The organism is Longitalea luteola, from assembly GCF_017356035.1.
In the GTDB taxonomy this organism is placed as follows: Bacteria; Bacteroidota; Bacteroidia; order Chitinophagales; family Chitinophagaceae; genus Niastella; species Niastella luteola.
Genome location: NZ_JAFIQX010000010.1, coordinates 45,512 through 58,382, shown reverse-complemented (window position 1 = coordinate 58,382; position 12,871 = coordinate 45,512). Strand labels below are relative to the sequence as shown.

15 protein-coding genes are annotated in these 12,871 nt (G+C 46.0%); 9 read left to right on the top strand and 6 right to left on the bottom strand.

Going from position 1 to position 12,871, the window contains the following annotated elements; genetic code table 11:
* Positions 1–21 precede the first annotated feature (21 nt).
* Positions 22–534, bottom strand: a complete 513-nt coding sequence (locus JUB15_RS28880; RefSeq protein WP_439651014.1) for a hypothetical protein — start codon at positions 532–534, stop codon at positions 22–24.
* Between the two features lie 12 nt (positions 535–546).
* Here JUB15_RS28880 and JUB15_RS21325 point away from each other — a divergent pair, with 12 nt between their 5' ends.
* Both JUB15_RS21325 and JUB15_RS21320 read left to right on the top strand, forming a co-directional pair.
* The gene (locus JUB15_RS21325; protein ID WP_439651013.1) at positions 547–1,566 is read left to right on the top strand and encodes a WG repeat-containing protein; all 1,020 of its coding nucleotides are present in this window, start codon (positions 547–549) and stop codon (positions 1,564–1,566) included.
* A gap of 28 nt (positions 1,567–1,594) precedes the next feature.
* The gene (locus tag JUB15_RS21320) at positions 1,595–2,053 is read left to right on the top strand and encodes an SRPBCC family protein (protein WP_207514685.1); all 459 of its coding nucleotides are present in this window, start codon (positions 1,595–1,597) and stop codon (positions 2,051–2,053) included.
* A 54-nt stretch (positions 2,054–2,107) separates the two neighbouring features.
* Here JUB15_RS21320 and JUB15_RS21315 read toward each other — a convergent pair whose 3' ends face one another.
* Complete coding sequence (locus JUB15_RS21315) at positions 2,108–3,733, bottom strand: L,D-transpeptidase family protein (protein WP_207514684.1); 1,626 nt, start codon at positions 3,731–3,733, stop codon at positions 2,108–2,110.
* 398 nt (positions 3,734–4,131) lie between these two features.
* On the bottom strand, positions 4,132–4,503 hold the full coding sequence (locus JUB15_RS21310; RefSeq protein WP_207514683.1) for an SWIB/MDM2 domain-containing protein: 372 nt from the start codon (positions 4,501–4,503) through the stop codon (positions 4,132–4,134).
* Positions 4,504–4,806: 303 nt separating this feature from the next.
* Here JUB15_RS21310 and JUB15_RS21305 point away from each other — a divergent pair, with 303 nt between their 5' ends.
* Positions 4,807–5,145 carry an ArsR/SmtB family transcription factor gene (locus JUB15_RS21305; RefSeq protein ID WP_207514682.1) on the top strand — a complete coding sequence of 113 codons (339 nt, stop codon included), beginning with the start codon at positions 4,807–4,809 and terminating at the stop codon, positions 5,143–5,145.
* Positions 5,146–5,538: 393 nt separating this feature from the next.
* On the opposite strand, the gene JUB15_RS21300 is transcribed toward JUB15_RS21305, so the two are convergent.
* Complete coding sequence (locus JUB15_RS21300; RefSeq protein ID WP_207514681.1) at positions 5,539–6,525, bottom strand: GlxA family transcriptional regulator; 987 nt, start codon at positions 6,523–6,525, stop codon at positions 5,539–5,541.
* A 355-nt stretch (positions 6,526–6,880) separates the two neighbouring features.
* Between JUB15_RS21300 and JUB15_RS21295 the strand changes: the two genes are divergently transcribed.
* The 3 genes from JUB15_RS21295 (at position 6,881) to JUB15_RS21285 (ending at position 8,145) form a co-directional block, all read left to right on the top strand.
* Positions 6,881–7,090, top strand: coding sequence for a hypothetical protein (locus JUB15_RS21295; RefSeq protein ID WP_207514680.1), 210 nt, complete (start codon positions 6,881–6,883; stop codon positions 7,088–7,090).
* A 104-nt stretch (positions 7,091–7,194) separates the two neighbouring features.
* Positions 7,195–7,620 (top strand): VOC family protein, encoded by a 426-nt coding sequence (locus JUB15_RS21290; RefSeq protein ID WP_207514679.1) that lies wholly within the window; start codon positions 7,195–7,197, stop codon positions 7,618–7,620.
* Positions 7,621–7,635: 15 nt separating this feature from the next.
* Positions 7,636–8,145 (top strand): DinB family protein, encoded by a 510-nt coding sequence (locus JUB15_RS21285; RefSeq protein WP_207514678.1) that lies wholly within the window; start codon positions 7,636–7,638, stop codon positions 8,143–8,145.
* Positions 8,146–8,211: 66 nt separating this feature from the next.
* On the opposite strand, the gene JUB15_RS21280 is transcribed toward JUB15_RS21285, so the two are convergent.
* Positions 8,212–8,910, bottom strand: coding sequence for a carbohydrate-binding family 9-like protein (locus JUB15_RS21280; RefSeq protein WP_207514677.1), 699 nt, complete (start codon positions 8,908–8,910; stop codon positions 8,212–8,214).
* Positions 8,911–9,107: 197 nt separating this feature from the next.
* Here JUB15_RS21280 and JUB15_RS21275 point away from each other — a divergent pair, with 197 nt between their 5' ends.
* From JUB15_RS21275 to JUB15_RS21265, 3 genes are all read left to right on the top strand, one after another.
* Positions 9,108–9,626, top strand: coding sequence for a DinB family protein (locus tag JUB15_RS21275; RefSeq protein ID WP_207514676.1), 519 nt, complete (start codon positions 9,108–9,110; stop codon positions 9,624–9,626).
* Positions 9,627–9,770: 144 nt separating this feature from the next.
* Positions 9,771–10,625 (top strand): pirin family protein, encoded by an 855-nt coding sequence (locus JUB15_RS21270; RefSeq protein WP_207514675.1) that lies wholly within the window; start codon positions 9,771–9,773, stop codon positions 10,623–10,625.
* A gap of 13 nt (positions 10,626–10,638) precedes the next feature.
* Positions 10,639–11,112 (top strand): Dps family protein, encoded by a 474-nt coding sequence (locus JUB15_RS21265; protein ID WP_207514674.1) that lies wholly within the window; start codon positions 10,639–10,641, stop codon positions 11,110–11,112.
* Between the two features lie 81 nt (positions 11,113–11,193).
* On the opposite strand, the gene JUB15_RS21260 is transcribed toward JUB15_RS21265, so the two are convergent.
* Positions 11,194–12,468, bottom strand: a complete 1,275-nt coding sequence (locus tag JUB15_RS21260; RefSeq protein WP_207514673.1) for a hypothetical protein — start codon at positions 12,466–12,468, stop codon at positions 11,194–11,196.
* Positions 12,469–12,871: the final 403 nt, after the last annotated feature.

Here is a 12,871-nt window from a genome sequence, read left to right as displayed (position 1 = left end):
CTGAACGCTTAATGCTGGCCTTCAAAACGGCAAAGGCCGGTTATTGCAATCTTTAATCCTGTAACTTGTATTCCCGGCAACCGGCAACTGGTAACTTGTAACCTGTAACTTGTATTCCCGGCAACCGGTAACTGGTAGCTGGTAACCTGTATTCCCCTGTAACCTGTAACTTGTAACCTGCAACTTGTATTCCCGGCAACCGGCAACTGGTAACCTGTATTCCCCTGTAACCTGTAACTTGTATTCCCGGCAACCGGCAACCGGTAACTGGTAACCTGTATTCCCCTGTAACCTGTAACTTGTAACCTGCAACTTGTATTCCCGGCAACCGGTAACTGGTAACCTGTATTCCCCTGTAACCTGTAACTTGTAACCTGTAACTTGTATTCCCGGCAACCGGCAACCGGTAACTGGTAACCTGTATTCCCCTGTAACCTGTAACTTGTAACCTGTAACTTGTATTCCCGGCAACCGGTATTCCATCACAAAACAAGACATCGTAGCATGACCCCCGGCGATTATATACAGTTTCATGAAGGTAACAAAATGGGCATTCGATCGCCCGAGGGAGATATTATCATTCCCGCTATTTATGATTTTGTTGCCTACCCCTCCGACGGACTCTTCACCGTTACGGAAGGAGATTATACCGCTTATTTCGATGAGGCAGGTAACCAGGTGTTGCCTTTCAGCAATAAATATGAATCGTATGGCAATTTTACCGAAGGCAAGGCAAGGGTATTGTTCCAGGGAAAATGGGGGTTCATCAATAAAGCAGGCTGGGAAGTGATAACGCCGCAGTTTCATTACACCGATGACTTTTCAGAAGGAAGAGCGATCGTTCGAAATGAGAAAGACCAGCATGGGGCTATTGATGAATACGGCAGGCTGGTTATAGATTACCGGTTTCCGGTGCTCACCAATTTTGAGAATGGGTATGCCAAATTCGGCGATCTGAAAACCTGGGGTTTGATCGATAAAGCCGGCAACATCGTTGTGCCGCAGCAGTATATTTCAATTGGCCGGGTGTACAGGAATACAGTGACAGTGCAGGTACAGGATGGAGAATTGTACAGAGAAGGCGAGCTCACCATTGGCGGCGGGGTAACGTGGAATAATAACCTTGACTACCTCAATGAGCTCAACCAAAGGAAAAAGCAGTTTATAGCAGCCAGTGAGCAGCTGGTGCAGGAAATGTATGCCGCCGGTTGCCCCTGCGAATACCAGCGGTTCAGGCATTTTATTGAATGGAAAAACCCGGTTGGTTTTATTGACCAGGAACTGCTTTTCTCCGTATTTCAGAAAAGGCTGCAGGTGATCGGGACGGACCTTTATCGCTGTGACCATTGCGGCACTCATTATAAGCAGCAATGGTCGCAATACAGCGCCTTTCTATGGGTGCTGAATGTCATTGTTTCCGGCGCAGCTAATTTAATAAACAAAGGAACAGAGGTTCCGGCCACTATACCGGTGGCGCTTGGTTTCTATGGCTATGGTGTAGAAAAGTATAACGACAAATACGAAGAAAGCGATATTGAAACGGTTATGAACTATTTACGTTCATGATCAATGAGCAGTATATGTAATTGGAGGTATGAGCATATTCTATTTAAAAAAGGAGCAGTTGCTGCCGGTAGATATTCAAAAGGCATGGGCGTTCTTTTCTTCGCCCAACAACCTGGCCCGCATTACTCCCCCGGCCATGGATTTTGTAACCCTTACTCAAATAGAGGACCAGGAGATCTACACCGGTATGCGCATCGATTACAGGGTGAAGCCTTTATTCGGCATTCCGTTGCACTGGCAAACTGAGATCGTTGATGTAAACAAGCCATTCGCGTTTACCGATGTGCAGCTTAGGGGACCTTACCGGGTTTGGGAGCATACCCATACGTTTACCGAAACGGGAAACGGCGTGCTTATGCAGGATGTGGTGAAATATAAATTGCCGTTCGGATGGCTCGGGGTGCTCACTCATGCGCTGCTGGTACGTAAAAAGCTCGAGGACCTGTTTGCCTATCGTAAAGCCGCTATAGAGCGTTTATTTACATAAAACAGGCGGACGCAATTTGTGCCGTCCGCCTGTTTTAAGCCGCTTTCTGCCCGTTTAATGCTTCATCAGCAGGTCTGAAAGCTGGGCATCCCTTTTATAAATATCTTCCCTGAAGTTAAGATCGCCCTGCCGGTCGACCCAGGCAGTAAAATAAGTAATGTATACTGGCATGGGATTCTTAACGGCCACGTATTGTTCCCTGCCGCTGTTCATTGCCTGGGTGATCCTCTCTTCTGTCCAGGTGGAATCTTCACGCAATAAATACATGGCGAGTTTTTTAGGTTCGGCCACCCTGATGCAACCATGGCTGAAAGCTCTCTTACTTTCCTGGAACAAAGTCTTTGAAGGCGTGTCGTGTAAATAAATACTATGGCTGTTAGGGAAAAGGAATTTCACGGCGCCCAGGGAGTTCCAGGGGCCGGGTTTTTGCCGAACGCCGTCGGCGGTCTTTTCCATATGATGTAATTCCAGGTAATTGGGGTCCTTCTGAATACCGGGTAAAATTTCTTTTTTCAAGATGCTTGCAGGTACATTCCAGTAGGGGCTGAACACAACCTGGCTGATGGTGCCGGCGAAGATCACTGTTTTGTTTACATCCTTGCCCACTACCACATTCATATTCCATAAGAGCGAATCGTCGTCGTAGGCGTGTAAAACAAATTCAGGAATGTTTACCGCCAGGTAGCGGCCGCGTACATCAGTTGGCAGCCAGCGGTTGCGTTCCATATTCACTATTATCTTTTCGATCCTTTGCTGTATGGGTATGTTCAGTTCTCTAACCATACCGCCGCCTGCTATACCGTCTTCTTTCATGCCATGCCTGCGCTGAAACCGTTTAACCGCGGGTAATAAAGTCATGGAATCGTAAACGGGAGAGGATGTGTCTTTGGCATTGGTAAGATCGCCCAGCAGGAACAGTTTTTTGCGCAGTTTAACGATTACGGGTGAGGTATCGCCCGGGCGGATGGCTTTGTTACCAGGCAGGCTGATGGTTATATTTTCCGTGGGCAGTGCTTTGTATTTTTTGAGGTATTCCTTCAGCAGGTTGTATTGCCTGTACACCGGTTCCTTAACGGCGGAGGCGTTGCCGGGTTTCAATATGGAATCGAGCAGTGCCGGGTAAGAAAGCTTTTTGCGGGGCATGAGCCAGTTCACTTTTTGGCTGGCGCCTTCTTCCAGTCCGCCCCAAACCTTTTGGGCAAAGAAAAAGTAGAGGGAGGTCAGCAACAGTTCTGTTTCGCATTTCTGCTCAATGGTCTGGGTGCTGCCCGTGTTGATGAGGCTATCGAGCGTGCGTTTATAAGGCAGTACAATATTGAGACCTTCTTCAGGCAGATTCTCTAACCGCATATGCAGGTGAGTGGCCTGCTCGGTAAATGTGCCATTGCCGTTAAGCCAGGCGTATGCATAATTACGCGCTTTGTAAAAAGTATCGAGGTCGGTTTGAAAGCTGCGGAGGGAATCGTACCGGGCAAAAAATGTATGGAGGCGGGCGGAAGAAAAACGCAGGGAGTTCTGGTCGCTGAAGTTACCGGCAATATCCTGTGCCGCTTCCTTTACCAGGTTCTCGATGGAATCTTTTTTTCGATTGCCTGCTGACCGGCTATCCGATTCCTTACATCCCCAAATACACAACAGGACAAGAAAACAAAAGGTTCTTTGAAAAAATTGGTTGCTCATCTAATAGGAAGTAAATCGCTACAAATAAAAATGGGGTTCATGAATAAAACTGGTGTATTCTCTCATTGTAGTTAAAGTTTCACTGCCAGTTATACCCGTAAACCCCGCTAAAGTACGTGTTGAACGTATGGTAGGTAATTTCATACGAAGCAATAATCCGGACAGTTAGATCAGTAACTATGGGAGAACAGCAATCGTATGCATAAGTGACCTGGATCCTAATGAGTTTTTGTTGAGGTAGTATAAGGCCCCGTTGATCCTGAAGAGGGCCATTACAAGCTTAAGAAATGAAGGAGCGATGATCTGAAAAAAATAAGTACTTACTAACCCTGGCTTTTACAGGCTTTGTAACCCACCGTACCTGTAAAAGTTGAAATTCCTTCAATTCGCATATCGAACTACTTCACGTGTTTGTTTACCACTTTAGCCAGTTCGAACATTGAGATCTGATCTTTGCCGAACAGCGGTTTCAGTTTGGTGTCTGCATTGATCATTCTTCTGTTCTTTTTGTCTTGCAGGTTGTTCTTTCTGATATAATCCCAGATCTTCTTAACGATCTCTGTTCTTGGTAATGGTTTGCTACCTACCACTTCAGCTAAAGCGGGGCTGGCGTTCAAAGGAGCCATGAAAGCGGCGTTTGGTTTTCTTGCAGATTTCTTTTTAGGAGCAGCTGCTTTTTTCTTAGCTACTTTCTTTACTGCTTTTTTGGGAGCCTTCTTGGCTGCTTTTTTTACTGCTTTCTTAGCAGCTTTCTTAGCTGTTTTTGCCATAGTGTTTTAAAATTTAAAAGTGAATAATGAAGCTTTTTTGAATGATAATTTGAAAGTAAACCACAGTGAATATATCAAATTTATAAATAACAAAGCGAATTAACGAAATATTCAGCTGCTAAAATCTTTCCTTTTGTCGCCTGTACACGGCCGTTTCTCTTAGTGAAATTAAGTAAGCTGATGCAAACATAACACTCCTTTTTTATGAAAACCCTCATTTCTATTGGGTATTTTATTACAATTTTATTTGTGCAACCTTTGGGTTGCATTAAATTTGCAACCTAAAGGTTTCCTATTTATCGTATGAGAAGAGATGTATTTCAGGCGATAGCCGACCCCACCCGGCGGGAGATCATCAATATGATCGCCCACCACCCCCTCAATGTAAATGCTGTGGCCGAAAACTTTGAAGTAAGCCGCACAGCCATTTATAAACATATCAAAATGCTTACTGAATGTGGATTGGTAGTGATTACACAATTTGGCCGTGAACGGTACTGTGAGGCCCGCCTGGAGCGGCTGACAGAGGTTTCCGATTGGGTAGAGCAATACCGGAGGATCTGGTCAGAACGGTTCGAAAACCTCGAGAACTACCTGGACGAACTGGAGACGAAGAAAAAGCGGCCGGGAAAGCGCAAGTGACAATGTTGACAGGGTAGTCTTGTGTTTTGTGAACGCATTGGAAGGCAAAAGGCGCAAGGCTTAAGGCTGAAGGCAAAAGGCTCAAGGCTGAAGGCTGAAGGCATCCGCCTACGCTAACGCTTTCGGGGGACAAGCAAGTCCAATAGACAAAAGGCCGGAAATTCGGGCGGTTGAAATCAGTTATTAATTTCAAAATTCGTGAAGCCACTCACCATTCACCATTCGCCATTGACCACTCGCCACTCACCGCAACCTGGCAGCCTGTAACACGCAGGGCGCTCACTTAAACATTGCCTGGCGTTCTGCGTTTTGCGTTTTGCGTTAAGCGTTCGGCGTTGCGCGTTCTGCGTTCTGCGTTAAGCGTTCGGCGTTGCGCGTTCTGCGTTAAGCGTTTCAGTCAAGCACCAGCATTTCCTTATTGTACTTGTTGCGGTATTCGATGGGTGATAGTCCCGTGATCTTTTTAAAGATGCTTCTGAAAGCCTTTACATCGCTATACCCTACATCATACATCACCTCATGCACATTCTTGCGGCCGGTCTCCAGGTCCTTCTTGGCAGCTTCAATTTTAACCCGTTGAATATATTCGGTCACCGTATTGCAGGTAGCTTTTTTGAACCGGCGCTCGAGGCTTCGCCGGCCTACGGCAAAAGTATCGGCCAGATGATCCACCGTGATCTTGTCCTCAAAATTCTTTTCAATATACTCCTGTGCCTTTTTCACGGTTTCATCTTCATGCGATTTCTGCCCCTGGAAAATAATGAAGGGCGACTGTAAGGTGCGGTCGATGTCTATCATAAATGCCTTCGACACCAGAATGGCAATGTCGCGGCCGGCGTATTTTTCGATCATATATACCAGCAGGTTCAGATAGCTGTAAGCGCCGCCGCTTGTGTAAATCCCTTCATCATCAGTAATGATCTTGTCATCTACCAGCTCCACATCGGGATACATGGCCCTGAACTCATTGGCGTAACGCCAATGGGTGGCGCACTGTTTTCCCCTAAGCAAACCGGTAGCCGCCAGAAAGAACGAGCCAATGCACAAACTGGCCACCTCGGCGCCCTGCCGGAACTGCTGCTGGATCCAGGGAATGAAAGCCTGGTTGTCTTCAACTATATGTTTAAAGTCGCCATGTGTGGCTGGTATGATGATGAGATCGGTCTTAGTTACTTCAGCCAGCAAACAGTCGGGTTTAATGGTGAACAGCCCGTCGCGCTGGGCCGTTTCCTTGGAGAGGCCAACCATCTGAATATCAAACAAGGGAGCTTTTCCCTGACCGGTTCGCAGGTGATTCACTTCAGAGAGTATCTGGTGCGTTCCTTCTATATTCACCAGGCTGGTATGTCCTTTCGGAATAATAATCGAAACGTGTTTCATCTGATATTTTTTATTGCTGTGAGCCCAATTTGGTAATGATTTCGAACTTCTGTTCACTGGTTCCGACAAAAAGGGATTTTACCCTGACAAAAGGTGAAAAGTTAAGGATACAATAATGATCTTTTATGGTAGCTTCCCCCTCTTGTAAAGATAAAAAACAATTGTCGCAAACAGCCCCTTAATTCGTCGCGATTGCACCCTTTGAGTTTTAAGGACCCAATGTACTTTTGAAAACGATTGACGCAGATAGTTAGTGATCAACAGGGCGGAAAAAAAGACGTTTTGTACTAAAAAAATACGATTCCATAGGCAGTTGTATTAAACTATAAACGTACAACGTAGTAAAATAAGCACTATGATTGAGGTTTTCAAAACGAATGTGCAGGAGTTTTCAGAAGCTCAAAAGTTGGTAGCTTTATTAAGCCGGCATTTTCCGGGTACCAAAATAAATTTTGACCTGGATGATTGCGATAAAGTATTGCGGGTGGAAGGCAATGACCTGCGAATAGAAAAAGTAATGACGATTGTCAAAGGAAAAGGTTTCCTTTGCAACGTGCTTGACTAAATACCAGGCTGCCCTGCGCTGGCAGCCGTTTGCAGCTTCTCTGAACACCACCCGCCTGCCCTGCATGAGATCACACTATTTCTTAACTATTAAATAAAAAGACCATGCCTGCATTGAATCCTTATTTGAACTTTAACGGCAACTGCAAGGAAGCATTCGATTTTTACAGATCTGTATTTGGCGGTGAATTCTCTATGGTGTCCACCTTTGGTGAAATGCCGAAAGAATACAAAGGCGACGCCAGTGAAGATAACAAGATCATGCATATTTCATTACCCATTGAAGGTGGTAATGTGTTAATGGGAAGTGATGTGCCTGAAGCCATGGGCAAAGTGAATACCGGTAATAACGTAAATCTAAGCCTGCACCCCGCCACTAAACAGGAAGCCGACAAACTCTTTGCTGGTCTTTCGGCCGGTGGTAATGTGATCATGCCAATGGCTGATGCCTTCTGGGGCGCCTATTTTGGCATGTTCGTAGACAAGTTTGGCATTCACTGGATGATCAATGTTGACAACACTCAGCAATAAATTGATTGATCAATTATGAAAACTGCTAATGAATTATACCTGGAATTTGAGGCGGCCACCAATGCGTTTCTCGACAAGGTGGCTGCCTTAAGCCAGTCTGAAATAAATACCGTTCCGTTCGAGGGCAGCTGGACGGCTGCGCAGGTTACGGACCATCTTTGCAAGTCAGATGCTGCCATGATACAAACGCTTAACGGGCCGGTACAGCCAACAAACAGGCAACCCGATAAAATGGTAGACAACCTGCGGAATGTATTTTTAGATTTCAGCACGAAACTGGATGCGCCGGAATTCATCATTCCGTCTGAAGGTCCGCTTGATAAAGACAGTCTCTTGACCAGCTTTAAAGCTGGCCGCTCAGCGTTAGGCAAGGCCATTAAAGCGCTTGACCTTACAGCCACCTGCCATATGCCCTTATTAAGTAATCCCACCCGTTTGGAACTGATTTCTTTTGTGATCTTTCATACCCAGCGCCATACCAACCAGGTAACCAGGATCTGCGAAAAGCTGGTGGCTATGTCATGATCCGGCATTTTATTATTTCCTAATATAAGCCGTAGCCGTACCTGTTATGCAGGTGGGTCGTGAGTGCTATTCCAGGATAAACACTCCAAATGCAGACGGGATATGAAAATCAGGTTTTGCGGCATTGGGTTTTACCCAGCTGATCCAATGTAAATTGGCCCTTGCTTCCCGGCCGCTTTTACGCTCTGCTCTGAACAAACCGGCCAGCAGGCGATTGTTTTTCAACAAGCCCAGGTCGTTCAGCGATTGTATGCTGATGGCGATCTCCACAACATACCCGCTTTTATTCTTTGCCGTTTTAATAATGAATTGGTCGTTGGGCCATTTCCAGCTATAATCCATTTTACGGTAATAAGAAGCGCGGTAATCAAGCACCCTGCCCGTAGCATCCATTTCAAGGCAATAGTAGGGCGACAGGGAAGTATCGGGCGACAAAAAGATCTCTACCCGGTCCGATGCTCCTACTTCGAGTTTATCATTTTTGTTTACCAGCGTGATCACCGAATCGTCGTGCACCTGGAACAGGCAATACAACCAGCTTCCGTCCCAAAGCGCGGAGAACGAGGTGGCAGGCGCCTGCTCCTTTTCCCAGGGATAAGAAAAATTGGTAAGTACATTGGCATTTTTCCAGCTTGTATGATCTCCGCGGCCGGTGATCTGTAATCCGCCTTTGGGTATTTTTTTAACCGTATATGTTTGTGCACCTGCATGCAGGTAAAACAGGAAGAGGGCGGTAAGCAGGATAATAAAACGGGATAGCTTCATGATTTATACTATTTGCCTGCCAAATAAGGCTGACAGCAAGATATTCTATTTTGTTGTAGTTTGACCATATATGCGCTTTGCCGTGGCCGCGAGTGGTAATTGACCCGGCTCGCTAATGAGCGGAGGACCCGGAAAGGCGGTTAAACAAAATGATGCTCCGGTTGGTTATTGTTTTTTTAAAACCAAAAAAATCAACAATGAATGATGTTGCTTTAAATGCCGGAACCCAACCGGTACAGGAACTGTTTATCAAAATGGCTGTAGCTGCCTGGGATGCTTCTACTAACCAGTGTACCAAACTGTTTGATGAATTGTCTGACGACCAGCTTGCGGCTGAAACTTCTCCGGGTAGAAATACCGGCACTTATTTGCTGGGCCACCTGGTGGCCGTTACAGACAGAATGTTGCCACTGCTGGGATTGGGCGAGCGCCTGCACCCTGAACTGGATAATGTTTTTTTAGCGAATCCTGATAAATCAGGTTTGGAAAAGCCCCCGGTTCAGGAGTTAAGAAAATACTGGAAGGAAGTAAATGCAAAGTTCTCGGCTGCTATTGCGGCAACAAAACCCGACGAATGGTTTAACAGGCATAATTCAATATCGGCCGAAGATTTTGCCAAAGAACCGCATCGTAACAAACTGAATGTGCTTATTAACAGAACCAATCACCAAAGCACGCATTACGGTCAGCTGATCTATCTTAAGCCGAAAAAATAGCGCCGCATTTTCATCTGCTTAACATAAACTCCTGTTTAATTTCCTAACTTAATTGATTGAAACTACATTCATCAATTACCTTTACGGGAGAATGGTGTAACAGGGTCATTGACCGTGTTACACCAATTAAAGCAACCATTACAGATGAAAAAGAGAATAGATCATATACTGGATGCACGCGAAAAAAAGATCACCGAAGAGGATACCGTGCTGCAGCCATTGCCACACAAGGATTTTCGCTTTGCCAATCCAATTATTGTCATTCACCACAGCGGACCTGTTACCTACAAGGCGGGTCAGCAGGCAAGGATACACCCGCATCCGCATCGCGGGTTTAGTCCGTATACGTTTATGTTGCAGGGCGAAGGGTTTCATCGCGATAATGCGGGAAATGATGAAGTGATAAAAGCGGGTGGCGTGCAATGGATGTTTGCCGGCCGTGGTATCTTACACAGCGAAGGCCCTACCAATGAATTCCTGCAGCAGGGCGGTGTACAGGAGCTGATCCAGCTTTGGATCAATGCGCCGCGGGCCAACAAGTGGGATAAGCCATTTTATCAATCAGCTGCTGCTGAACAATTGCCCAGGGTAATTGATGAAGAAGGTATCCAGTTCAGGCTGGCCAGCGGTGACTATAATGGCCAAACCGGACCTATTCAGAATTTTACCCCGGTTGTTTCAATGGTCGGCGAAATAGCTGCTGGCAGGGAAATTGAATTACATGCAACACCTGATTACTGGACGCTGCTGTATGTGATAAAAGGAAAAGTGGTGGTGAACGACCAGCCTGTAGCTATGCACCACCTGGTCGTATTCGATAAGGCGGGAACGGATATCGGGATTGCTGCTGCTGAAAATGCGCAGTTGTTATTCTTAAGTGCTGAACCCATTGATGAACCGATCGCCGCAAAGGACAATTTTGTAATGAACAGCATGGAGGAGATCGATCAGGCGATGAGTGATTATAAAAATGGACTTTTTGGAAGCTTAAGCTATTAAAACAGTATTATATATGCAACCTAACATTGGCATTAAACCGGAAAATCTGAGTGCTGTATCGCACATCTTGAATGGAATTTTGGCAGATGAATTTTTGCTGTACACGAAAACCCGCAATGCTCACTGGAATGTAGAAGGTCCCGATTTCCATGACAAACATAAATTCTTCGAAAGCCAGTATGAGCAGTTGGATGAGATCATGGATGAAGTGGCTGAACGCATTCGCATCCTGGGACATTATGCACCGGGCACCCTGAAAGATTTTCTGAAGCTGACCCGTTTAACCGAGCAGATGCGGGAAAAGAACGACAGTGCCGGTTTTATCCGGGAGCTGCTGGCCGATCATGAAACGATCATTGTTACCATGCGGGAGAATATCGACCGTTTTGCCAATGAGTTCAAAGACGCGGGCACCAGTGATTTTATTACCGGCCTCATGGAAATACATGAAAAAATGGCCTGGATGTTACGTGCACATTTACGGTAATTGATTCTATAATATAAAAGGGTGTGGCCATTTCGCTAATCAGGCGAATTCCGGCCACACCTTTTTTTATCTCTGCTTATACTAATCATAGTCTGATAACCGCACGGCAAATACACAACGATTATCTGTTCCGTACTTCTCTGTTTCATATTCCGTCAAATTCCACAAATAGCCAGTGCTTTGTTCCAGGTACAGGTCTTCGGCGCCATGAGGCCAGCGATAGCGTACGCCGGCTGCAGCGCCATCGTTATACCGCACCAGCCGGGCTGTGGAACCTTCGTAACTGCTGTTGCCTGTTGTGGCCATGAAGGTTTTTGTGCCCGCACGATATACACCCTGAATACCGTTGACATTCGTGTTATCATTATCTATGGGGGTAATTACTTCAGGTACCGGAGAGGTTAGAATTTGTCCGGTAGCATTTAAATGGAAGCCATACACTTTTGGCACAACCGTGCTGGAAGATTCGATGTACTGTCCCGTCCAAAGCATTATATCGGAAGCTGTAAGTCCTGTACCCGTTTCAATGCAGGAGAATGGCTTCGCATTGGTGATCTTGTAATAGCCGGTCTGTGGTAAAATATAAGCATAGTTGAATGCTTTCAGGCTGCCATCCGTTTCTTTACCAATGCGGGTTTCAGTAGCATCGCCCGCCGCGGAGATGAATTTGGTAAGGTCGAATACGCGGATGCCGAGCCCTGTGTCAACAACGTATAGTTTACCGGCAAAAAAAGCCACCCCCCCGGCATGCATGGTTACCGGAGCAAAGCAGGCCAGTTGTACATAGCTGTTGGAAGGATCGTACAATTCACTGTTCGACATATTCGCTTTGTTTTGCACCAGCAGAATATGACGGTAGGTGATATTGCTCATGCTGGTAATATCAACCAGTGAAACGCGAACCCCTTTGTGCTGGTTGTTTACACCCGGAATATTGGACGGGCCTACGCCATACCAGGTTATCAGCAGGAAGTTCCTGCCTGCCCACGTAAATCCGGTAATGCCCTGCGGGCGCCATTCATTCGTCTGCTGGTCGCCGCTATTCCATTTGAAACCTTTTACCTGGCGGTCGCTGGGAATATTGAATCCATACACGGCGGTGTAACCCGTGCTGGTACCAACCCGGTTAAGGTTCACCTGGTCCGGCGTTTTGTAACCATAGGATGAAAGAGTGTTAACGAAGCTGCTTTCGTCGGTGTAGGTCACTGTTACATTAGTTGCCGGGACATTTTCTATGGGAACGCGGGTTTCGTTGTTGGCGCCTGAACCGTCAGGGGAGGCTGGCTGTGTTTGTTTTATGCAGGCATGCAGTGTCGTTGCTGCTATGGCAGCAATACAGTAAATGCGTAAGCGCATGGGATCGTTTTTAGGTTAAATGAAAATTGTTGATCAGTGAACAGAAAGAAATGGTGCGCGCAGGCATTTCAAATTTCCATGATCATAGTTATACAAATTCTATAAGAGTAACAAAATAACTACCGGTGATCGCAATAGGTTTTTTCCACAAAACCCTTGCAACCCGGGGCTCCTGCAAGCATATTAAGTGTATGTGAAATCTTTTCCAAAAAGCAGGTTGATTAATGAGGGAGTAACGGCAAAAAGCCGCAATTACCTAAAAGGTTCAGATGTGAAATAAATGAAATATGTTGCAGGCCATAGGCGTACAGTGACAAATTAAATTATTCTGTACATTTCCTGCCTTCATGATCACAGCGTATTTTGGGGTATGCAACTCGGTTCACATACAGGATGTTATCCG